The 23,777-nt window shown below is 38.0% G+C and carries 23 protein-coding genes; 22 read left to right on the forward strand and 1 reads right to left on the reverse strand.

Annotation, left to right across the window (positions count from 1 at the left end; translation table 11 throughout):
- Window positions 1–364 precede the first annotated feature (364 nt).
- From AACU98_RS09180 to AACU98_RS09215, 8 genes are all read left to right on the forward strand, one after another.
- Complete coding sequence (locus AACU98_RS09180) at window positions 365–928, forward strand: fimbrial protein (protein WP_004245713.1); 564 nt, start codon at window positions 365–367, stop codon at window positions 926–928.
- Window positions 929–1,021: 93 nt separating this feature from the next.
- Entirely contained in the window at window positions 1,022–1,720 is a 699-nt protein-coding gene (locus AACU98_RS09185; protein ID WP_004249271.1) for a fimbrial biogenesis chaperone, read from the forward strand.
- On the forward strand, window positions 1,698–2,273 hold the full coding sequence (locus AACU98_RS09190; protein ID WP_004245711.1) for a fimbrial protein: 576 nt from the start codon (window positions 1,698–1,700) through the stop codon (window positions 2,271–2,273). The genes AACU98_RS09185 and AACU98_RS09190 overlap by 23 nt, the downstream gene beginning before the upstream one ends.
- Before the next feature lie 2 nt (window positions 2,274–2,275).
- Window positions 2,276–2,833, forward strand: coding sequence for a fimbrial protein (locus tag AACU98_RS09195; RefSeq protein ID WP_004245710.1), 558 nt, complete (start codon window positions 2,276–2,278; stop codon window positions 2,831–2,833).
- Between the two features lie 7 nt (window positions 2,834–2,840).
- Window positions 2,841–3,557, forward strand: a complete 717-nt coding sequence (locus AACU98_RS09200) for a fimbrial biogenesis chaperone (RefSeq protein WP_004245709.1) — start codon at window positions 2,841–2,843, stop codon at window positions 3,555–3,557.
- A 4-nt stretch (window positions 3,558–3,561) separates the two neighbouring features.
- The gene (locus tag AACU98_RS09205; RefSeq protein ID WP_004249275.1) at window positions 3,562–4,377 is read left to right on the forward strand and encodes a fimbrial biogenesis chaperone; all 816 of its coding nucleotides are present in this window, start codon (window positions 3,562–3,564) and stop codon (window positions 4,375–4,377) included.
- 43 nt (window positions 4,378–4,420) lie between these two features.
- Window positions 4,421–6,964 (forward strand): fimbria/pilus outer membrane usher protein, encoded by a 2,544-nt coding sequence (locus AACU98_RS09210; protein ID WP_161735851.1) that lies wholly within the window; start codon window positions 4,421–4,423, stop codon window positions 6,962–6,964.
- A 472-nt stretch (window positions 6,965–7,436) separates the two neighbouring features.
- Window positions 7,437–7,682, forward strand: coding sequence for a hypothetical protein (locus tag AACU98_RS09215; protein ID WP_004245702.1), 246 nt, complete (start codon window positions 7,437–7,439; stop codon window positions 7,680–7,682).
- A gap of 140 nt (window positions 7,683–7,822) precedes the next feature.
- Here the strand turns inward: AACU98_RS09215 and epmB are convergent, their stop codons facing one another.
- Window positions 7,823–8,851, reverse strand: coding sequence for an EF-P beta-lysylation protein EpmB (gene epmB, locus AACU98_RS09220; RefSeq protein WP_004249278.1), 1,029 nt, complete (start codon window positions 8,849–8,851; stop codon window positions 7,823–7,825).
- 43 nt (window positions 8,852–8,894) lie between these two features.
- Between epmB and efp the strand changes: the two genes are divergently transcribed.
- The 14 genes from efp (at window position 8,895) to AACU98_RS09290 (ending at window position 23,737) form a co-directional block, all read left to right on the forward strand.
- On the forward strand, window positions 8,895–9,461 hold the full coding sequence (efp, locus tag AACU98_RS09225) for an elongation factor P (RefSeq protein ID WP_004245698.1): 567 nt from the start codon (window positions 8,895–8,897) through the stop codon (window positions 9,459–9,461).
- 881 nt (window positions 9,462–10,342) lie between these two features.
- On the forward strand, window positions 10,343–10,819 hold the full coding sequence (locus tag AACU98_RS09230; RefSeq protein ID WP_004245696.1) for an RpiB/LacA/LacB family sugar-phosphate isomerase: 477 nt from the start codon (window positions 10,343–10,345) through the stop codon (window positions 10,817–10,819).
- 237 nt (window positions 10,820–11,056) lie between these two features.
- Complete coding sequence (locus AACU98_RS09235; protein WP_161735853.1) at window positions 11,057–11,677, forward strand: 4Fe-4S dicluster domain-containing protein; 621 nt, start codon at window positions 11,057–11,059, stop codon at window positions 11,675–11,677.
- Between the two features lies 1 nt (window position 11,678).
- Complete coding sequence (gene hyfB / locus AACU98_RS09240; protein ID WP_004250169.1) at window positions 11,679–13,694, forward strand: hydrogenase 4 subunit B; 2,016 nt, start codon at window positions 11,679–11,681, stop codon at window positions 13,692–13,694.
- Between the two features lie 12 nt (window positions 13,695–13,706).
- Window positions 13,707–14,657 (forward strand): respiratory chain complex I subunit 1 family protein, encoded by a 951-nt coding sequence (locus tag AACU98_RS09245; protein ID WP_012368421.1) that lies wholly within the window; start codon window positions 13,707–13,709, stop codon window positions 14,655–14,657.
- Window positions 14,658–14,663: 6 nt separating this feature from the next.
- Window positions 14,664–16,112: a hydrogenase 4 subunit D gene (locus AACU98_RS09250; protein WP_012368420.1), complete on the forward strand. Its 1,449-nt coding sequence runs from the start codon at window positions 14,664–14,666 to the stop codon at window positions 16,110–16,112.
- Between the two features lie 11 nt (window positions 16,113–16,123).
- Window positions 16,124–16,774, forward strand: a complete 651-nt coding sequence (gene hyfE, locus AACU98_RS09255; RefSeq protein ID WP_004245691.1) for a hydrogenase 4 membrane subunit — start codon at window positions 16,124–16,126, stop codon at window positions 16,772–16,774.
- 4 nt (window positions 16,775–16,778) lie between these two features.
- Window positions 16,779–18,347: a hydrogenase 4 subunit F gene (locus AACU98_RS09260; RefSeq protein ID WP_004245690.1), complete on the forward strand. Its 1,569-nt coding sequence runs from the start codon at window positions 16,779–16,781 to the stop codon at window positions 18,345–18,347.
- 1 nt (window position 18,348) lies between these two features.
- Window positions 18,349–20,082 carry a hydrogenase large subunit gene (locus tag AACU98_RS09265; RefSeq protein ID WP_004245689.1) on the forward strand — a complete coding sequence of 578 codons (1,734 nt, stop codon included), beginning with the start codon at window positions 18,349–18,351 and terminating at the stop codon, window positions 20,080–20,082.
- A gap of 11 nt (window positions 20,083–20,093) precedes the next feature.
- Window positions 20,094–20,648 (forward strand): hydrogenase 4 subunit H, encoded by a 555-nt coding sequence (hyfH, locus tag AACU98_RS09270; RefSeq protein WP_004245688.1) that lies wholly within the window; start codon window positions 20,094–20,096, stop codon window positions 20,646–20,648.
- Window positions 20,645–21,427: an NADH-quinone oxidoreductase subunit B family protein gene (locus AACU98_RS09275; RefSeq protein ID WP_004245686.1), complete on the forward strand. Its 783-nt coding sequence runs from the start codon at window positions 20,645–20,647 to the stop codon at window positions 21,425–21,427. The genes hyfH and AACU98_RS09275 overlap by 4 nt, the downstream gene beginning before the upstream one ends.
- Window positions 21,420–21,830, forward strand: coding sequence for a formate hydrogenlyase maturation HycH family protein (locus AACU98_RS09280; protein ID WP_004245685.1), 411 nt, complete (start codon window positions 21,420–21,422; stop codon window positions 21,828–21,830). Before AACU98_RS09275 ends, AACU98_RS09280 begins: the two co-directional genes overlap by 8 nt.
- Window positions 21,827–22,327: a hydrogenase maturation peptidase HycI gene (gene hycI, locus AACU98_RS09285; RefSeq protein ID WP_004245684.1), complete on the forward strand. Its 501-nt coding sequence runs from the start codon at window positions 21,827–21,829 to the stop codon at window positions 22,325–22,327. Before AACU98_RS09280 ends, hycI begins: the two co-directional genes overlap by 4 nt.
- Window positions 22,328–22,744: 417 nt before the next feature.
- Window positions 22,745–23,737, forward strand: coding sequence for a glycosyltransferase (locus AACU98_RS09290; RefSeq protein WP_012368418.1), 993 nt, complete (start codon window positions 22,745–22,747; stop codon window positions 23,735–23,737).
- Window positions 23,738–23,777: the final 40 nt, after the last annotated feature.

Below are 23,777 nucleotides of genomic sequence, written 5' to 3' on the forward strand. Positions count from 1 at the left end.
CTTAAAATAATATTTTAATATGGTGAGATTTAATTATGTGATTTAAATAACTCCGCTGTTTTTTCAAAAAATATATTATGCTTACTTTATACAGTGAGTGAGTATATATATATTTGATGTTTCTGTGATTTCAATGTTTATTTTTGTCATTTTTCTGATGAGCTAAAAATAAATACTGAGAAATGCAACATTATATGATGTTATTTTTGATGTAAAGTTAGTTTTATTAATGGGTTATAAACAATCGTTGTAAGGATCAATATCATTTATATAGTAAGGATCACATGTTGGCTTAGTACAATACGTTGGGTCTAAATTATTACGATATTGATAATTTTTAGATTATTTTATAAGAGAAGTTAATATGAAATTCAATAAATTAGGCGTAATGGTTGCTGGTGCACTTCTTATGGGTTCTTTATCAACTCAAGTTATGGCCGCTAAAAACGCAGACGTTACATTTTCTGCACGTTTAGTTGCAGCAACTTGTGATATCAGCGCAAGCCAAGATCGTGTTGATTTAGGTACTTATGCAACTACTGATATTCAAAATATTAACCAAGCTGTATCTGAAAAAGATTTCAACTTAGTGTTAAACAACTGTACTAAGATTGGTAAACCAGCTGAAGGTGAAGATCCTGCTGTAACTGTATCTAATATTGAATTATTAGCAAGCGGTAATGGCCTAGTTGGTAATGAGCAATTATTTGCTAGCGCTGGTGCAACTCAAGCTGGTATCAAGTTAACTGCAATGAACTCTGTAGTACTGAAACCAAATGAGTCAACAGAACTGCAAAACTTAAAAGCAGAAGGTGAAGGTAACCTGATTATTCCTATGAAAGCAGGTTTATTTGCTACAGAAACTGGTGACTCACTGAAAGCACAAGATATTAATGTTCCAGTAACCTTTAGTGTTGCTTATAACTAATATTAGTATGTTATGGGAAAGGAATTTATTCCTTTTCCATAATTTTGTTTTACTACCAATAGTAAAGTTGCAGTGCAATAAGGTGATAGGCAGATGGTAAACAAAATACGCTTTTTTCAATATATTTCGTTGTGTGTTTTAGGAGTATTATTTTTATCATTTCAGGTTCAAGCCGGTGTCGGTTTAAGCCAGACTCGTATTATTATTAATGGGGATACTAATACAGCCTCTATTAGCGCTAGAAATAATAATGCACAACCTTATTTAGTCTCTAACTTTATAACCGAAAAACTGGATACCTCATCACCACCTTTGAGCGGTATGTTTGTTATTACTCCAAACATTTTCAGGTTAGCTCCGGAAAGTGAAAATACAATAAAAATTCAAATAATACCAACAAATCTTCCTAAAGATAGAGAATCACTTTATTACTTCCACTCGCGAAATATCCCATCAACAAATAAAAATGAAGATGGGATAAAAATAGCGATGGAAAATATTATCAAGGTATTTTATCGCCCTATTAATTTAGCGATAAACCCAAAAGAAGCCGGTGATAAATTAGTTGTAAAAGCAACGCCTAATGGGATCAGTATTGAGAACCCTACGCCTTATTATATTAATCTTTTTAAGATTACCGTTAAAAATGAAACGATAAAATTAAATAAAATTAATAATATGATAGAACCATTTTCTTCTAAAAACTATGTGGTAAGTAATAAAACAGGTGCTGTTAATATTCATATTATCAACGATTTAGGCGGAGAAAGTGTCTACAATAAAAAACTTTAAAAGAACAGTATTGTTAGCGATGATGGTGTATGCAGTAAACTGTCAATCCGCAAATAATGGTACTCTCAACTTTTCTGCTAATGTAACACGTGGCACTTGTGAATTTAGCGATAGTAATGAGCTGAGTAAACATGTCTCATTTGAACAGTTTTTTACTATTGGTGATGCAGAAGACACACCAATAAAGGCGCCTATTAAAGGGAGTCTCGGCACTAAGCAATTTACTTATCTTATCGATTGTAAAGAGTATGAACCTGATAGTGAGAAAAAAATCACGATTAATGTAAAAACAGGCGCGAATACTGAATATTCAGATCAGGTTTTTTATGGAAAAGGCGATACGACCCAAACCGGTTTTTTAGTAAAAGGCTGTCTTGAAGGTGAAAATGCGAGTTGCCAAATTCTAGAAAACAATAAAAAGTTATCTTTTTCTTCTCACTCTAATTCAGCGATAAGTATTAACTACATCGTCGATTTTGTTAGACGTAACAATAATAAAATGACACCTGGTGATTCAACGGCGACTATTTTATTTGAATATATTCAGGATTAATTATGCAGACAAAAAAAGTGTCAATATTAATAGTTAGTCTTTGTTTATTATTGACGAGTTGGGCTTCAGTTGCAGCGCAATCAGTGAAATATAATTTTTCAGTCGTTTTTCTCGCTAAAACGTGTGAAATTGTTGTTCCAGATAATATTACTTTCACTAGTGGTGAAGGGGCTAGTTCTGTTAGTGCTAATGACATAAAAAATAATAAAATTAGTCAACAGATCCCTATCTCGTTAACTAATTGCTCAACAAGTTCTTTAAGTGGAACGAGCGTTTATATATCTCAAGGTGTTACTTTAACCGGAACTCGAGATTTTTTTAATAACAATGTTTCTGGGTCATTTGGTGTTCAACTTACAGACGACAGTGGTAGTAAAACATATAAAGTAAATAATAGCTCTGTTTTTAAACCTTCTGATGATTCTGTTGTGTGGGATAATATAACCTCAGAAAGCTCGACTAAATCATTAACAGCAAAGTTGCGTTGTCAAAAAGAGGGATGTACTCCAGAGGTTGGCCCTTTTACGGCAACAGTAGTGCTTAGCTTTTTTTCTGATTGATTAAAATATGAATATATTAAAAACGATTTCATTACTTTTTAGCTGTTTTATTTTTTCTGCATCATATAGTTATGCAGGGCTATCTTTGTCACAAAGTCGCATTATATTTTCTGAGGGAGATAAAAGTCAAAGTGTACAAATAAATAATGATACAGATAATCTTTATTTATCTCAAAATATGATAACGGCTGATTTAGATGGCAAAAAAGATGAGCATTTTATTGTATTGCCACCGTTAAAACGATTAGAGCCTCAGTCATCGGTATCTATAAGAATTTTACCACGCTCTTTAGATACATTGCCAAGTGATCGGGAATCACTCTTTTTTTTCACTGCATATTTGATACCTGAAACAAAAAGAGGGCAACAAAATAATAGTGGTGATTTATCACTAAAAATTAATATGGTAACAAAAATTATCATAAAAGGATTTTATCGACCAAATGAATTAGCCATAACATCACTAGATAGTCATGCTAAGAAGATAACCTTTAAAAAAGTAGGTAATAATGTGCAAGTCAATAACCCAACACCTTATTATTTTACGGTATCAAATTTAAAATTCGATGGCAAAAGTTATCAATCAGCAAATGCACCTATGGTTGCGCCATTTTCGTCACTCAATTTAGCTATAGATAAATCAATTAAACAGGTTAGTTGGCAATATATTGATGATTTTGGTGGATTATCAAATACATTTGAAAATAAAATAATTGTGGAGTGACTAAATGTTATCTTTTTTAAGAGGTAGAAAAAAAAATATTATCCAGATAGTCATATTCTGCCTATTTTTTCTATCTTATTCAGTCACATCGAAAGCAGTTGAAAAAATAGAAAACGATACTGTGGATCTAACAGATTTCGGGAAAAATGGTTTTTCTTTTGTAGTAAAAAGATATATCTATCTGGAAAGTGACATAAAAGGTATCTCTATCTCTTTAAAAAATAATAACAATAGTGCTTATTTAATTAATAGCTCTATTTTATTTAATGATGATGATAAAAATGTACCTATAGTGAATAAAGATCGTGAAAGAACACCTTTTATGATTTTACCACCTTTGTATCGTTTAGAACCCTCTAGTGAATATAGCTGGAATATTCGTCGTATTAGTGAAGGTTCTAATGATATGGCGTTACCAAAAGACAGAGAAAGCTTATTTTGGATTGCATTTAGAGCAGTTCCTCTTAAGGATAGTAAAATTGAGGAAAAGAAATCTGTGTCACTAACGATAACACCTACTTTTTTTTTCAAATTAATTTATAGACCTGAGTCAATAATGGCATTGGAAAATAAAGATGTTATTGATGATGTTATTGTTGAAAAGGTAAATGAGAACATAGTTATAAATAATAAATCACCACTTTATATGACTTTTGAATATTTAAAAGTGGGCGAGGTTGAAATAAAAAATGATGGTAGAGCAATAACGGTAAAACCATTCTCTACAGTATCAGTTGAAGCACCTAAAAATGTTCAAGGAAAGCTGAGTTGGAGATTCAATGATGAAAATTTCTTTATAATAAAAGATAAAGAATATTAACTTAACAATAATTCTTATTTATGGGTGGTCTTTGGGGTGGTTTATGAAACCTATGTTGCATAAAATTCTTTGTATCAATCTTTGTGTTTTATCTGTGGCAATGCCGAAAATCGCATTGTCTGATAATTACTTTGATCCGAATCTTTTACTAAATAATAACGACAATATTGATTTAAGTAATTTCAGCAAAGAAGACTACATTGCACCAGGAGACTATAGTTTAAGCGTTTTTGTTAATACTGAGCCATTAGGTGAAAAGACAATTTTATTTAAAGCAAACAAAGAAGGTAAAGTTGTCCCAGTTGTTACAATCAAAGATTTGAAGCTATTTGGGGTTAATGTTTCAGCGATAAGTAAGCTAAGTGATCTACCCGAAGATACAGAAATTGATAATATAGAAGCGTATATTCCTAATTCAAGGCTAACCTTTAATATTAATAAATTAACATTAAATGCATCTTTTCCCCAAGTTAATATGGATAAGAGCTTTCAAGGTGAAATTCCCGCAGAATTATTAGATGATGGCGTGAGTGCTGTTATCCTTAATTATATGGCTAACTTTATTAAAAATAGAACGACAGGTGATTATTCAAGCCATAATAACAACTTTTTCTTGAATCTTAATGGTGGTGTAAATATAGGCCCTTGGCGTTTAAGAACAAATTATTCTTATAATAATTCGAGTGGTTCAGATCAGCGTTCTTCAAGTGATTCTGAATTTAGTAATACCTATGTAATGCGAAATATCGCTTATTTAAAATCAATGCTGAAAATTGGTGAAATTACCACTGGAGGGAATATTTTTTCAAGTATTCCGATAAAGGGGATTTCTTTAGCCACTAACCAACAAATGTTACCAAGTAGTATGCGTGGATATGCTCCTGTGGTAAGAGGTTTTGCCAACAGCAATGCAACCGTTACCATTCGTCAAAATGGTCAAATTATCTATAAATCTTTTGTTGCTCCTGGGAATTTTATTATTAATGATATTTCCTCCGGCGGTATTGGTGGGGACCTTGAAATAACCATTGAAGAAGAAGATGGCTCTAAGCGTGTATATACACAAGCCTATTCATCGCTGCCTATCATGTTGCGTGAAGGGCAATTTGAGTATGAATTTAGTGCGGGGCAATATGATGGTGGTATCACGACAGATTCCAAAAAAAGTAAATTTGCTTTAGGAACGTTTAGTTATGGTATCAATAACTCAATTACTGCATACGGTGGTTTATTAATTGCCAATGGTTATACCTCTGGTGTTATCGGTTCTGGTGTTTCTCTTGGGTTATTAGGTGCCTTATCTGCGGACGTCACTCTCGCCAGAGCTAATTTGGATAAAACTTATCACGGTCAATCATATCGGGTTCGTTATTCTAAGAGTTTATTATCTACAGGGACTTCGTTTGATTTAACCGCATTACGTTATTCAACTAGAGATTACTATGACTTTAGTGATTACAATAACTCAGGTTATGAATTGCGAGAAGGTATTGCACCTTGGTTAAGCCAACGTCAGAAATCTAGTTTTCAAACCTCAATTTCACAATCATTAGGAAAATACGGTTCCATGTATCTTCGTGGTGAAACCAGCCGTTATTGGGGGAATAGCCGTGTTAATAATAGTGTCACATTAGGCTATAACACTGTTCTGAAAGGTATTGCATTTAATATAGATTATTCTATTTCTCGCCTAAAAAGTGATGACAATACATGGCCAGAAAATAGACAAATTAATTTTAATATGAATATGCCACTGAGTGTATTCTCAAATGCAAGTGGCTTGCAAAATATGAATGCAAGCTATCTTCTGACACATAGCAATGATGGAAGAACTTCGCAACAAGCCGGTTTAAATGGCTCTGCATTTGATAATCAACTCTCTTATGGTATCTACCAAAATACAGATAACAAGGCAGATAGTTATAGTGGCAATATGAATATGAGTTATTCAGGAAGTAAAGGAACGCTTTCTGGGGGTTATAGCTATGGGAAAAATAGAAATAGCTTTAATGGTAGCCTTATTGGTGGTGTTGTTCTGCACTCAAAAGGAGTGACATTATCAAGGATGTTAGGTGACAGTATTGCCATAGTGAGCGCAGATAAAGCAAAGGGCGCAGAAATCAATGGAAATGTGAAAATAGATACATTTGATAATGCCATTGTCCCTCAATTAAGTCCTTATGATACAAACAGTATTAGCGTAAATGTCAGCACATTACCTGATGATGTGACACTTAATGAAACGTCAATGAAAGTCTATCCAACCGAAGGGGCTATTTTAGCAAGACAATTTCAAACTAAAGTGGGTTATCAGGTTATTTTTGATATAAAAACAGCGGAAAATATAGCGATACCTTTTGGTGCAATGGCTTCTTTGACAGATGAAAAAGATAAACAGGTAAATACCGGTATTATCGATGCCTATCAATCTCTTTATATGAGTGGGTTACCCAATGATGGGAATGTCGTGGTGACTTGGAATAACAATACGGGCAAACATTCATGTCAATTTAGTTATTCAGAGCTTGAAAAGATTGAAGTATCACAACAAAACCCAATAAGAATGGTGACCGTTAATTGTCAATAATTTTTATAATTATTATTAAGTTAAACAAGGTGATAATCAGCAATGCTGTTATGTAAAGGCAAAGAGTAATGACGTTCCCGCAAATAAAAAAATGTATTGTTACTTTCTATTGGCACTATTAGTGGATATTCAGTTTACGCTATTGGTGCGTTAGAGCCGGGAAATTATAGTCTAGCCAGAGATCATTCTTTGCAATTTAATGTAGCTATTAGTTCTGGATTTTCAATTGATGCTAGGCCTTATTTTTTAGATTCTAGTACAAAGATAACAGTCCATACATTAAAAGCCTGCGATGTGACGCCACAAACAGCAACATCGATTAATTACCGTAGTCAATAAGCACAAAATTTTGCTACACCGACTAAACTTGATGAGAATATTGCCAGTATAAATGTTGATTGTCCCTATGCTGGGAATGTACATATCACATTAAGACCGTTTAATACCTTAATCAAAGGCAAGTAATACGGGAATGGAATTAACCGGCACTAAAGCGCAGGAAAGCGGTTATGTGGTGACTTCGCTAACTAGCCAACAACAAAATACTATTTGTGAACCTAATTCCAGTGATGCGTTAAGTTATGTCGGTAGTAATAAATTAGTTAATGCTATGCCCAAAGTTTTTAATCAAACGTTATATTTTAATCTTTGTGCAAATAGTAATATTCCCGCAGATAGATACTCGGGCAGTGTCGATGTAGCGATTTTAGTCGAGTAATATGCATTAACGTAATATTGGGCAAATAAGAACGCGATCATTCTTATTTGCTTTTTATGAGGTACTACTATTTTTACCGGATAGGCCTATTGTCTAGGCCAAATAACGGTATTCAATGTTATTTTATAAGTTCCTATCCACTATACTTGTCGTAAGCCTAAATCAAGCAAGGTTTTGCTTGGCTCTCCTCCAATTTCACGCGTGAGTTTAGGAACCATATAGCCAGAGACAAGACTCATTAATGATTTCATTATTTCGCGCGCTTCACTGTCTGGTACCATAAAATGAGCTGCTCCCTGTACTTTATCTAGCACATGAAGGTAATAAGGCATGATGCCTGCGTCAAATAGTGCACGACTTAAATCAGCAAGGGTTTGGGCATTGTCGTTAACCCCTCGCAGTAATACCCCTTGGTTTAATAGCGTAACATGGGCATTTTTTAGTTTTAAGCAAGCTTCTCTTAACGCATCATCAATTTCATTTGCATGATTGATATGCAATACCATAATATTTTGTAAACGTGACTGCTGTAAGCGCTGACATAACCTATGAGTAATACGCGCAGGGATCACCACGGGTAAACGAGAGTGAATACGTAAACGTTTAATGTGGGGGATGGCTTCTAGCTGAGTAATTAACCAATCTAGCTCGTCATCTTTGGCCATCAGCGGATCGCCACCCGAAAAGATGATTTCATCGAGTTTTGGGTTATTTTTGATATACTCTATTGCCTTTTGCCAGTTAGCTTTGTTTCCCTTGTTATCTTCGTAAGGAAAATGGCGTCGGAAACAGTAACGGCAATTGACAGCGCAACCACCTTTGACCAAAAGCAATGCACGATTCTGATATTTATGTAATAAACCCGGCACCGCATTTTGTTGCTCATCTAATGGATCCGTAGAGAATCCCGGCGTTAGGGTAAATTCAGCATGTGCAGTTAATACTTGTAAAAGTAATGGATCGTTAGGATCGCCTTTTTTCATGCGCGCAACGAATTCACGGGGAACCCGTAAAGGAAAAAGTCGTCTCGCCTGAGCACCCCGTTGTAGTTCAGCGTGATGTTCCAGCGCTAAAAGTTGGAGTAATTCAACAGGATCACTGATTGCCTGCGCGAGTTGTGTTAACCAGACTTCTCTGGTGGTGTGATTATGAGTTACAATGTGTGCCATTTTTGGCTATGCCATTTTAAATTAAAAAAGTTAGAGGATATTCATGGCTTCTTATAATACCAACGATTTTCGTTCAGGTCTTAAAATCATGTTAGATGGCGAGCCAGCCGTCATTACTGAATGTGAATTTGTGAAACCAGGTAAAGGTCAGGCATTCGCTCGTGTGCGTCTGCGTAAACTGATTTCTAACAAATTACTGGAAAAAACCTTCAAATCTACTGATTCTGCTGAGGGTGCAGATGTCATGGATATCAACTTAACTTACCTGTACAACGATGGTGAGTTCTGGCATTTCATGAACAACGAAACCTTTGAACAATTAGCTGCAGACGAAAAAGCGGTTGGCGAAAATGCTAAATGGTTGATTGACCAAGCAGAGTGTATCGTTACACTGTGGGATAATCGTCCTATTGCTGTTGTTCCACCAAACTTTGTTGAGTTAGAAATCGTTGATACCGATCCGGGTCTGAAAGGGGATACTGCGGGTACAGGCGGTAAACCAGCAACATTAAGCACTGGCGCTGTGGTTAAAGTACCTCTGTTCGTACAAATCGGTGAAGTGATTAAAGTGGATACGCGTTCTGGTGAATATGTATCACGCGTAAAATAATCATCGCGATTATTTTACCGAACGTTTATACCAATATAAAATACCACATATGCTCTCTTGATTGTGGTATTTTTATTTTATACGCAAAAAATTTGATAAATATAACAAATTATCTTTAAAAAAATTGATTAATTTACTTTAATACGGTGTTTTATAAAATCGTTATATAGATAAGTGATATAATATAAAATCAATATATTATTTCATTCTTTATTTATGCCAAAACAGCATGAGCAATGCCAGATTGGAATTGGTAAAAAATAGCCATTTTTTTACAATGTAGTTGTTGATTATTTTGGTAAAGATAATCCACAGCAATATTTATTTAATTTATTTTGACCTTTCCTTTTAGAGATATTGAAGAATATAGATAAAAACTGTAATCCTGTAATATTATTGATATTTATTTTTATTTTTTTGTACTAGGGAAACTATTTCCAATATAATACTATATCTAAAATATCTCTTTTATTTTTTCTTTTCTTACGTTTCGTTCTTATTTATCTGATAATTAGCACTTTTTATACTAGATTGATGCTTTTTGGTCCTTTTTCTATACGTAAATTCTCTTAAGTGTAAATTCATAATCAGATTAGTATGTTATTTTAAAAAAATTTTTTCCTATCCTATAAACACAATTTTATTGTCATTAATTTTTTTTGATTTTCATCAAAAATAAAACCTTATGATTATGATGGTTATTTAAAGTTCTCTAAATTGATTACAGAGAAATTTAAAATTTTTGAATATAAATAAAATATTTATCGTCTATACTTTAATAAGTAACAACTCATTGAGTGAGATATTTTTATTTGGTTTTAATGATTATCAATCAGATATCTTTTCTTTGACCATGACTCTCAATTTATTTAGGAGGCGATATGGAACAGAAAATAATTGTTATGGGGGCAGATCCTTCAGGTTATGAGCTTAAAAATGCCGTCAAATCTCATCTACAAGCAAAAAATTACACAATAAAAGATATTACCGAATCAGGGCCTATTGGTTATTGTGATGTTGGTGATAAAGTTGGCGCTATTATTTCAGAACATCCTGAATATATTGGTTTTGTTTTTTGTGGCACAGGGATGGGAGTAAGTATTAGTGCTAATAAACATAAAAATGTTTATTGCGGGGTTTGTGAGAGTGTTACCACTGCGCGTTTTTGTAAAGTGATTAATAATTGCAATATGCTAGCCATGGGTGGTTTACTGATTACTCCCTTTAAAGCCAATATGATGGTAGATGCTTATTTATCTGCAATCTTTACACAAGGGTTTTCTGAAGCGACCCCAGATGATTTACAATGTGGCTTACAGACCATGAAAGAGGTTGAAAAGCGCATTTATACTGACTAATCCCTTTTTTGTAAGCCTGCTTTTGCAGGCTTTTTCAATCATATCACTCTTTCCCACCACTTAAGTGTCAACGTCATAATTGTCGACACGTCATCAAGCAAATTAATTTTTATTTATAACGCATTGATTTTTAATAAAAATAAAATATTACTGCTCTTGGCATGAAATATGCTTCATCTAGAGAAAAATTAACGACAGTCGTGAGCTGTTAAACGTTTTTCTCGGAGGATGTGGCGAATGAATCGCTTTGTTATTGCAGAGCCACAACGATGCATAGGGTGTAATACCTGTATGGCAGCTTGTTCGGAAGTACACCAAGCTGTGGGATTACAGGCGCATCCGCGTCTTACAGTGGTAAAAGTGGAGGATCAGACCGCCCCGATGCTTTGTCGGCATTGTGAGGATGCTCCTTGTGCTAGTGTGTGCCCAGTCAATGCCATTACTCATGAAGATAATATGATCTTTCTTAATGAGAGCTTGTGTATTGGCTGTAAGTTATGCGGTTTGGTATGTCCTTTTGGTGCGATTACACCATCAGGCAGTAAACCCGTTAACTTACCGGCTGTGTTTGACCATTTTGTGCCTGAAGAGATGCTGGCAGATGTGCCCGCAAGTCTTCCTACTACCAATCCATTCCTTGCATGGAATGCGGGTATTCGCGCAATAGCAGTGAAATGTGACTTGTGTGCTTTCTCAGATGAGGGGCCTGCTTGCGTAAAAGTCTGTCCGACAGATGCCTTACATCTAGTTGAAGAAGATAGCCTTGAAGAGCAGATGAAAGCGCGTCGTTTAGACTCTGTGATGGAACTTATGACAAGTCTTGATGATCTATCTACGTTGACACAGGAGCGCAAGTAATATGGAACCTCTTCAGTTACTGATGTGGTCAATCATCCTGTATGTTGTTGGTGGCGTTATTGCACTGTTTTTAAAGAAACAGGAAGGATTGGCAATCCTAATATCGGGGATCAGCGCAATCATCGGTGGTGTATTAGGTGTTTTAAGCGCATTACCAGTTATTTTAAATGGTGAAACAATCAGTTTTGCTATGGCTGGGCCATTTGATTTCGCCGCTTTTGTGGTGCGTATGGATATGCTTGGCGCCTTTATGGTGTTTGTCATTTCTTTACTCGTCACTGTTTGTGCGTTGTATTCACTCTCTTATGTTCAAGAATACAAAGGTCGCGGCGCATGGAGTATGGGATTTTTTATGAATCTCTTTATTGCTTCCATGGTAGGACTGATTGTTATGGATAATGCGTTTTACTTTATTATCCTATTTGAAATGATGTCGTTAGCATCTTGGTTCTTAGTAATCGCTGACCAAGATGACGAATCTATCCACGCCGGTTTACTCTACTTCTTTATCGCTCACGCAGGCTCTGTGCTAATCATGATAGCCTTCTTCTTAATGTGGCGTGAAAGCGGTAGCCTTGATTTTGATTCATTCCGTCAACTTTCTCTTTCCCCTGCAATGGCTTCTGTGGTGTTCTTACTGGGCTTCTTCGGATTTGGTGCCAAAGCCGGTATGTTGCCATTACACAGTTGGTTGCCAAAAGCGCACCCCGCAGCACCCTCTCACGCTTCAGCATTAATGTCTGGGGTGATGGTGAAAATTGGTATTTTTGGCATCATCAAAGTAGGCATTGATTTATTAGGTGCTTCACAAATGTGGTGGGGAATTGTCGTTCTCGCATTCGGTGCTGTCTCTTCTGTATTAGGGGTTATGTACGCATTAGCAGAGCACGATTTAAAACGTCTCCTTGCATGGCACACCGTTGAAAATATCGGCATCATCTTGATGGGCGTGGGAGTTGGCATGGTAGGTATGGCAACCGATCATCCAGTGATTGCCGCTCTCGGTCTGCTTGGTGCGTTATACCACTTATTAAATCACGCGGTATTTAAAGGATTATTGTTCTTAGGTGCCGGAGCCATTATTAATCAAATTCACACTCGTGATATGGATAAGATGGGTGGATTAGCCAAACTAATGCCTTACACTGCAACGGCATTCTTAATTGGTTGTATGGCAATTTCAGCATTACCGCCATTAAATGGTTTTGTGAGTGAGTGGTATACTTATCAATCACTATTTACGATGAGTTACGATGGTAACTTTGTCATGCGCTTAAGTGGTCCTATTGCCATTATTATGTTGGCAATTACCGGGGCATTAGCGGCCATGTGTTTCGTCAAAGTTTATGGCGTCAGTTTTTGCGGTGGCCCACGTAGTGAGCAAGCGACTAAAGCTAAAGAAGTACCGTTGCCAATGACCATTGCTATGGGGTTATTAGCACTTTTCTGTGTTGTATTAGGTGTGGGTGCGGCTTTTGTTGCGCCAATTATTGCCAATATTGCAATGTCACTTAGCGAAACCAGTGCATTAACAGTGACTCAAGGTGCGATATTAGTCCCTGATAGTGCATCACAAGCGATGTTCTCTCCTGCCTTAACATTTATTTTATTAATCGCCTTACCACTAATTCCATTCTTAATTTATCTCGGCTTAAAAGGTGGTCAACCTGCATTTCGCCGTAAAGGTAATCCATGGGCTTGTGGTTATGTCTGGGAAAAAGACATGGCGGTGTCCGCTGGGGGCTTTACTCAAGCACTACGTAGTATGTTTGCACCACTTTATCGTATGCGTAAACAGCTTGATCCATCACCTTGGCTTTCACGTGGCTTTAATAAAACACAGCGCGGTGCTGAAAAGGTCGAACCATTCTGGGATGAAAGCATTATTTATCCATTGGTTCGTGGTATCCAACGTTTTGCTAAACGTATCCAATGCCTACAAGGCGGCGATTTCAGACTCTATTGTCTGTATGTGGTGGCAGCGCTGGTCATCTTGCTTTTAGTTATCGCAGCGTAAGGAGAGGGAATGATGACTTTCCAAGAAACACCTTCGTTTATGATGGGAATATTCGCGGTTATTCAAGCACTCTTTCTGCTGGCGATAACCCCATTATGTACAGGTATTTCTCGCCAAATTCGTGCCAAGATGCATTCGCGTCAAGGTCCTGGTATTTGGCAGGATTACCGAGATATTTTTAAATTACTTAAACGTCAATCCGTAGCCCCTGAGCAATCCGGCGTGATCTTCCAAGTGATGCCTTATGTGTTATTAGGCAGTATGTTATTAGTGGCAATGGCATTGCCTGTCTTTACGGCAACCTCTTTGTTTGGCGGTGCAGCTGACTTAATTGCATTAATTTATCTGTTTGCGCTATTTCGTTTCTTTTTCTCTTTATCGGGTTTGGATTCAGGTAGTCCATTTGCGGGTATTGGGGCCAGCCGTGAACTGACATTGGGTGTATTAGTTGAGCCTATTTTAGTGCTTTCGTTGATTGTGGTGGCATTGATTGTGGGTTCAACCAATGTCGGCACTATCAGTGCGACACTCGCCCAAGGTTGGGTATCACCCACAGCTACACTTTTAGCCTTATTGGCTTGTGCTTTTGCGGCATTTATTGAAATGGGCAAAATGCCTTTTGACGTCGCGGAAGCAGAGCAAGAATTACAAGAAGGACCACTAACCGAGTACTCCGGCTCTGGTTTTGCCATGGTTAAACTGGGTATTGGTTTAAAACAAGTGGTGATTGCTGAGCTGTTCCTTGCCGTATTTATTCCTTTTGGCAAAGCGACTGAATTTACTTTTGTCGCGCTTCTTGTCGCCTTAGTGTTAATGGCCGTGAAATTGCTGGTCGTGTTTGTATTAGCGTCATTAGTTGAAAACAGTTTAGCGCGTGGTCGCTTCTTACTGACTCAGCATGTGACATGGTTAGGGTTCGGTGTTGCGGCACTGGCTTTTGTTTTCTATTTAACTGGTCTATAAGGAGCGATGATTGCAATGGAAAATATAGCTCTTGCGACCTTACTCATCCCATTTGCAGGGGCGTTAATTACGTCCATACTGCCAAATCGGATGGCGAAGTGGTTATGTACACTGTTCGCTTTATTAGCCACATTAGGTACTGTTGTTTTAGGTTGGCAGTTCCTCGCTGAAGGTAAAGTCGATACCACAATTACGCTAGTACAATATGGTGATGTTGCGCTATTTGGTTTTACCATTGATCGCGTCAGTACCTTAATTGCTTTTGCCGTTGTGTTCTTAGGATTACTCGTCAGTTTTTATTCAACGGGTTATCTCACTAACGGTAACCGTGAGCATCCTCATGATGGGACTCGTCGTTATTATGCTTTCCTGTTGATCTTTATTGGTGCTATGGCAGGTTTAGTACTGTCATCTACCATTTTAGGGCAACTGCTGTTTTTTGAAATTACCGGTGGTTGTTCTTGGGCATTAATTGGTTATTACCAATCAGAGAAGTCATTGCGTTCGGCAATGAAGGCATTGTTAATTACTCATGTTGCGTCAATCGGTCTGTATCTTGCAGCTGCAACCTTGTTTGTAAGTACGGGTTCGTTTGAACTAACTGCGATAGCAACATTAGATGAGCCAACAAAACTGATTGTCTTTGGCGGTATTCTGTTTGCTGCTTGGGGTAAATCAGCACAGCTTCCTTTACAAGCTTGGTTACCTGATGCAATGGAAGCACCAACACCTGTAAGTGCTTACTTACACGCTGCGTCAATGGTTAAAGTGGGTGTGTATATCTTTGCTCGTGCCATTATTTCAGCCGGTGATGTCCCTCATATCATTGGTTGGGTGGGGATCGCCATGGCGGTTATCACTCTGATTTATGGCTTTATGATGTATCTGCCACAAAAAGATATGAAACGTCTGTTAGCATGGTCAACCATTACACAGCTTTCTTATATCTTCCTCGCGTTATCTATCTCAATCTTTGGACCTCGTGAAGCCTTTAATGGTGGTGTGGCTTATATCTTTAACCACGCTTTTGCTAAAAGTTTGTTCTTCTTAGTCGCAGGTGCTCTGAGTTATAGCTGTGGTACTCGTATGTTACCGCGCTTAAAAGGGTTAATTAATAAATATCCATTGCTGGGTGTGGGCTTTTGTGTTGCTGCGTTAGCGATTGCAGGTGTACCACCACTCAATGGTTTCTTTAGTAAATTCCCTATCTTTGCAGCAGGCTTTGAATTATCGAGTGTGTTCTGGGTAATGACACCTATTATGGTTCTGGTACTGATTGAATCTGTTGCAAGTTTCACTTGGTTTATCTACTGGTTTGGCCGTGTGGTGCCAGGAGAACCAAGTAAAGAAGTTGCGCAAGGACAACCGGTTCCTATGGCAATGCAAATTGTGATTGGAATACTGATTATTATGTCTTTCGCATCCAGTGTTATTGCTGTGACTTGGCTAGGATAAGGGGATAAATCATGACTGGAGCACTTATTGTTAATAATTTAGCGGGGTTAATGATGATCACCTCGCTACTGGTGATAGGCGCAAGAAAGCCTATTGCTTCCTGTTGGTTTTATGCTCTGCAATCCTTTGTTTTGGTGATGATTTTTGTCACTTTAGCAAATACGCTAGATGCACATCAACTGACACTTTGGGCGATAACCGCCTTCTTTACCAAAGTTCTACTCGTTCCACTTATCTTAGGATTTGCCTTCCGCAAATTATCCGATCCGAGCGCCAATATCAGTGTCATTAAACCAGCATTATTGATGTTATTAGCCGCCGTGATTGTGATTTTATGTTGGTTTGTGGTTGAGCCAATTCAAATACCTATGGTGGCGGAATTGAAACCCGCATTAGCGGTCTCTTTAGGCCATTTTATGCTAGGTCTACTGTGTATTGTGACTCAACGAAATATTCTAAAACAAGCATTTGGTTACTGCTTAATGGAAAACGGCTCTCACTTAACACTCGCTTTATTAGCGTGGAGGGCACCAGAGTTGGTAGAAATTGGTATAGCAACGGATGCCATTTTTGCTGTGATTGTCATGGCAGTATTGGCGCGTAAGATTTACCGCACGCTCAACACACTGAACGTGGATCAACTGACCGCGCTGAAGGGGTGAGGAGATGAATCAAACAACCATGTTAACAATCTTAATGTTTGCACCGCTGGTATTTTCGATATTGGCATTTTTAAGCCCATTATTGAAAGCAGCGGCACGTCCTATCGTTACAGGCATTCATACTATAGGTATTTTTGTCTTAGTCATTGCCGCGTTAGGCACTGTTGCTGATGTGATGTCCCATGGCGAAATACTGGCGGCAGCGAAATGGGTTCATGTTGATAGTTTAGGGGCACTATTTCTAGCCATTTTAGGCATCATTGGTTTTTTAACCGGCCTGTATTCTATTGGTTATATGAATCATGAAGTGGATGAGGGCGAAATTTCTGTTCGTACTTTATGTAACTACTATGGTTTCTTCCACCTCTTCCTTTTCACCATGTTATTAGCGATCACCAGTAATAACTTGATCTTGATGTGGGCCGCGATTGAAGCCACAACATTAAGCTCTGCTTTTTTAGTAGGGATTTATGGTCAACGCTCTTCATTAGAAGCTGCATGGAAGTACATTATTATCTGTAGTGTCGGTGTCGCATTTGGTCTTTTTGGCACAATTTTAGTTTATGCCAATGCAGCAAGCTTTATGCCTGATCCTGATCAGGCCATCTTCTGGACAGAAGTGTTGAAATATACACATCAGTTAGATCCAACACTGATGCATTTAGCTTTTGTATTTATTTTGATCGGTTTCGGTACCAAAACCGGGTTATTCCCAATGCATGCATGGTTACCAGATGCTCACAGTGAAGCGCCAAGCCCTGTTAGTGCGCTGTTATCTGCGGTGTTATTAAACTGTGCGCTGTTAATCATTATTCGTTACTACATTATTATTGATGCAGCAATAGGCACTGAATTCACTCGTAACCTATTGTTAATCTTTGGCTTCCTCTCTGTTGCTATCGCCGCGTTCTTTATTCTGATCCAGCGCGATATGAAACGCTTATTAGCGTACTCCAGTGTGGAAAACATGGGGTTAATTGCAGTGGCTCTGGGTATTGGTGGCCCGATTGGGATTTTGGCGGCTTTATTCCACACGTTAAACCACAGCTTAGCAAAAGCATTGCTGTTCTGCGGCTCTGGTAACGTGTTACTGAAATACGGTACACGGGATCTAAATGTCGTGAAAGGCATGTTTAAAGTAATGCCATTAAGTGCTGCATTATTTGCTGGCGGTGCTTTGGCATTAGGGGGCATGCCACCATTTAATGTCTTTATCAGTGAATTTATGATTGTTGTTGCAGGCTTAGCAGCTAAGCATATGGGATTAACAATTCTATTATTATTGTTATTAACCGTAGTATTAGGTGGATTAGTTCGTATGGTAGCTAAAACGGTATTTGGTCCAAAACCGGATGTGGTTGCCAAAGGTGAATTAGGTCTGTTAACCACACTACCGATGATCATTTTGATTGCGCTTATGTTGTTAATGGGAACACATATTCCTAAGCCAGTCAGTGAGTTATTGGAGAACGCAGCCAATATCGTGATGAATATCGATGAGAGTGGATCACCAAATTATACATGGCCAACAACGTTAATCAGCAATCCATCAATATCGGTTCAGGAGAAGTAACGTGAGCTATCAAAATTATGTCAGTAGAAAAGAGGGAAACGAACTCGGTGCGGGTTATGTTGCTAAAGTTCGAGAAAAATTCCCATCAGCTATTCTTGATGAAGAGCGACAAACCGCTGATCAATTGACGATAACAGTTAAAACGGGATCACTGCCTGAAGTGGTGGAGTATCTATATTACGGTTTAGGAGGCTGGTTACCTGTTTTATTTGGTAACGATGAACGTAGTTTAAATGGTGATTATGCCGTCTATTACGCCTTATCGATGGAAGAGGGTGAAAAGTGCTGGATAGTCGTTAAAGCACACGTTAGTCCTATTACACTTGAATTTCCTTCTGTTACCCCGCGAGTTCCTGCAGCAGTATGGGGAGAGCGTGAAATTCGTGATATGTATGGTCTTATTCCTGTGGGATTACCGGATGAGCGTCGTTTAGTGCTTCCAGATGATTGGCCTGAAGATATGTATCCGTTACGTAAAGATGCCATGGATTATCGCCAACGTCCAACGCCAACCACAGAAACAGAAACTTATCCGTTTGTGAACGAAGGCAAACAAGATGCGCGTGTCGTTCCTATCGGCCCTATGCATATTACGTCTGATGAACCGGGACATTTCCGTTTATTTGTTGACGGTGAAAATATTGTTGATGCTGACTATCGCATGTTCTATGTACACCGTGGTATGGAAAAATTGGCAGAAACCCGTATGGGCTATAATGAAGTGACTTTCCTATCAGACCGTGTCTGTGGGATTTGTGGCTTTACACATAGCGTGGCATATACCACTTCTGTTGAAAATGCGTTAGGTATTGAAGTGCCTCGTCGTGCTCATACTATCCGTTCTATTTTATTAGAAGTTGAACGTCTACATAGTCATTTATTAAATATCGGTTTAGCAAGTCACTTTACCGGATTTGATACCGGTTTCATGCAATTTTTCCGTATTCGTGAAAAATCCATGCAGATTGCTGAAATGCTGACGGGAGCACGTAAAACCTACGGCTTAAACTTAATTGGTGGTATTCGCCGCGATATTTTAAAAGATCAACGTATTAAAACTATCCAATTAGTCAGAGAAATGCGCAAAGAAGTCACTGAATTAGTCGACATCTTACTTTCTGCGCCAAATATGGAACAGCGTACCGTTGGGGTCGGGATTTTAGATAAGAAAGTCGCGCGTGATTTCAGTCCGGTAGGCCCGATGATCAGAGCCAGTGGTTTTAAACGTGATGTACGCTTTGATCACCCATTTGCAGATTATGGCAACTTACCATTAACCCTATTTAGTTATGAAGGTGGGGATGTTTTCTCACGTGTGATGGTGCGTATTAAGGAAGTGCTTGATTCTATGGCAATGATTGAATATGCCTTAGATAATCTGCCAGAAGGACCGTTATTAACTGAAGGCTTTACCTACCAACCTTATAAATTTGCACTTGGTTTTACCGAAGCTCCACGAGGTGAAGATATTCACTGGAGTATGTTGGGTGATAATCAAAAATTATTCCGTTGGCGTTGTCGTGCGGCCACTTACGCTAACTGGCCAGTATTGCGTTATATGTTACAAGGAAATACGGTTTCTGATGCACCATTAATTATCGGTAGCCTCGATCCTTGTTACTCCTGTACTGACAGGGTAACGCTTGTCGATGTGAAAAAACGTAAATCGAAAACAGTTTCTTATAAAGAAATTGAACGTTATAGCATCGAACGTAAAAATTCGCCGCTCAAGTGAGGGACTGAACGATGTTAAAATTGTTTAAAACCATTATCAAAACAGGCGATGCAACAACAAAATATCCTTTTAAACCATTAGAACTCCCTGATGGTTTTAGAGGAAAACCTGAGTACTCACCTGAGCAATGTATTGTTTGTGGGGCTTGTACTTCTGCATGTCCTGCGAATGCACTGACCATGGAAACCAACCTCGAAACGGGTGAACGTCACTGGCAGTTATTTATTGGTCGTTGTATTTATTGCGGCCGCTGTGAAGAAGTCTGCCCAACTCGGGCAATTGTATTATCAGATATGTTTGAAACGGCAGTCACACAAAAATCAGATCTTTATATTAAAGGTACATTTAAATTATTAAGCTGCCGTGAGTGTCATCAACCCTTTACACCTAGAAAATCTGTTGATTACGCTATGGCACTGCTGGTGCAATCGGGTTGGGATGCACAAACTGTTGAGGCAATGCGTCCACAATTTGAAACTTGCCCAGAATGTAAACGTAAACATAACCTACTCTCTGATGGTCAAGAAAATATTAGTATGGGCAATGTCGGGAGTGTGAAAAAATGAGTCTACCAGAAATTCCCATCAATCATCATGTCAGCCAACCTATCACATTAAGTGATCAGGTGAAAAAGCTGAAAAAAACGTTATTGAAAGATATTCAACGTTCCGCGTATGTTTATCGTGTTGACTGTGGTGGTTGTAATGGTTGTGAGATTGAAATTTTCTCTGCAATTACACCTGTTTTTGATGCCGAGCGATTTGGTATCAAGGTGGTTGCTTCACCTCGCCATGCTGATATTTTGTTATTTACTGGTGCCGTAACACGCCAAATGCGTGTACCGGCATTACGTGCTTATGAATCAGCACCAGATCCCAAAATTTGTATCTCTTATGGGGCTTGTGGTTGTGGTGGTGGGATATTCCACGATCTCTATTGTGTATGGGGTGGGAGTGAAACCATCGTTCCTATTGATGTGTGGATACCTGGTTGTCCTCCGACACCTGCAGCAACTATTTATGGTTTTGCTGTGGCATTAGGCTTATTAGATCAAAAACTAAAAGGTCAAAATCACACTGAAGTGGATAATGAGCAAGCGTCACTGTTACTGCCGTCGATCCCTCTTGATACTCGCGTAATGATAGAGCGTGAAGCTCGTCGTCTTGCTGGTTATTATCAAGGGCGACAAATTAGTGATCATTTCCTCACTTTACTTGATGGTGCCACAGTACAAGAAGTCAGTGGGCGTGTTGATGAATGGTTACGCCAAGCGAATGATCCTCGTTTAGCGGAAATTGTAAAACGACTGGTGCATTCATTAAACCAAGGAGGCGTTCATGTCTGATGACGCTAAAGTTTACTTTTGGTCATTAAGACAAAAGTTTGTTGATAGCGATGATGATATACCTGAGCAGGCGCAACAAGTGATGTACTACTCGTTGGCGATTGGTCATCACGTCGGCATGATTGACTGCTTAAAAACAGAGTTGGTTTGTCCTTTAGAAAAATATCAAGCATGGATTGATTTATTACCTGAGGGGGAAGCAAAACGAAAAATGCAAGGATTGCTAACTTTCGGTGAGATCAATATCAATTCTGAACATACTCACATGTTAGCTTTAGCTTTCGATCCTATTGCCAAAAGTGATGATCCACTTTTTAGTGAGTGGAGCCAAACGCTGATTAATTTATTAGGTGAAATTGTTATAGAGCCAGCGATTTATTTGATAGTAAAGAGAAAACCATGAGTGAAACAATGACAGCACCTAAGGTCGTATTAACGGTAGGAAATAGCATGATGGGGGATGATGGAGCCGGTCCTCTATTAGCGGACTTAATGGAAGCAAACCCGATTGATGGTTGGATGGTTATCAATGGGGGAAGTGCGCCAGAGAATGTTTCTTATCAAATAAGAGCATTACAACCGCAATGTGTTGTCATTGTTGATGCGGCTGATATTGGTTTAAAACCTGGTGAAATAAGGGTAATAGATCCTGATTATATTGCAGAAATGTTTATTATGAGCACCCATAACATGCCGTTAAATTTTCTGATAGATCAATTAAAGGACGATATCCCCGATATTACTTTCTTGGGGATCCAGCCCGATCTGGTGGGATTCTATTACCCAATGACCGAAGCGGTAAGAAACGCTGTTGATAAAGTTTATCAAGGCATTAAGTCTTGGCGAGTTGATTACTTTCCTGAGCTTGAAGTCTGTGATGAAGACGATATCGAAGAATAGAAAAATTAAAGTATAAAAAACATAAAGTATAAATAAGTATCCATAAGTAAAAAACATCCGTTCTGCGGATGTTTTATATTAATGAGTGATATAAGTGTCACAACCGCCAAAAAAAGACAGTTTTGTAACTTATATCACTCATGGATAAACAGTCATCTTGAGCCTATCTTTTTTAAAAAACGCACATCCTTAACCCTTTCTTCATCAGTATCAAGACAAAATTACTTATACTTAGCCTAACTAGTGAATTTTAGAGGCCTAATTGGCTCAAAAAGCGCACTTTTTGATTAATGTTAAGTGTAACATAGCAAGATTAGCTTCATATTAAGCTAACTATCTTTGCTACCCTTAATGCCCTTAAGCAAAAATGTTCACGACAAAATATTTCTGTCTTATTAAAAAAATAAAAGGTTCGGTATGTCCTCTTCTTTTCCCCAATTAAGTATTGTGGTGGCGGTTTTTAATGGTGAAAAATTTTTACCACAGTTTTTTAATTGTTTACATGCACAACAACTGGAAAACTGGGAACTTATTTTAGTTGATGATGGCTCTACTGATAACTCTCGTCAGATCTTAGATAAATGGGAAAAACACTTTCCCAATGTCACTATTTTAACACAAGAAAACCAAGGTGTTTCCGTTGCGCGTAATACAGGATTTGCTGTTGCAAAGGGGGAATACGTTGCTTTTCCTGATATTGATGATGTGATAGATAAACGCATGTATCCCCGATTACTTGAAATTGCCCAAGCCGATAATTTGGATGTGGCAACCTGTAATGGGAATTATGTTTATGATGATAAAAACCGACCAACACGCCCTATCTTTCCTTCAACGCGTTTAACAACCACAGAGGTATTAACCGGGCCTCAATGGCTTGAACGTGCTCTTGAATCGAAAAAGTTCTTACATGTTACATGGCTAAATATTTATCGACGTCAGTTTTTATTGGAGCATGGTTATTACTTTGAGCCGGGTTTGCATCACCAAGATATTCCTTGGACGACAGAAGTGTTATTAACGGCGAAACGGGTAAAATATATCGATGAGCGTTATTACGACTATTTTATTCATTCTGGCTCCGTGTCGCATACGACACCCGATGATCGTATTCATGTAAGAACAATTTATAATTATATGAAAATACTTGAGATGCTGGATGCTATTAATCAACGCCATGCTGAGATAGCAAAAACGATCAATGCTTGTTATTGGCAAATAGCCAAAGAAGGTTTAGGTATTATTCATTCTATTGATGCGATTAGTTCACCAGAAACCAAAAAACAGATAGTTAAGGTATTTTTTGAGCGGGGAATTTGGGCATTAATTTGGAAAAATGCGAAAGATTTTAGATTAAAATGGCGTTTAGGTCGGCGTTATTTTCGACTGAAAAAAATATTAGCAGAATAAATATAAAGGGGTGTAATAATTTGCACCCTTTATTTTTTCA

It is taken from the genome of Proteus sp. G4380, assembly GCF_963885725.1.
Taxonomy (GTDB): domain Bacteria; phylum Pseudomonadota; class Gammaproteobacteria; order Enterobacterales; family Enterobacteriaceae; genus Proteus; species Proteus mirabilis.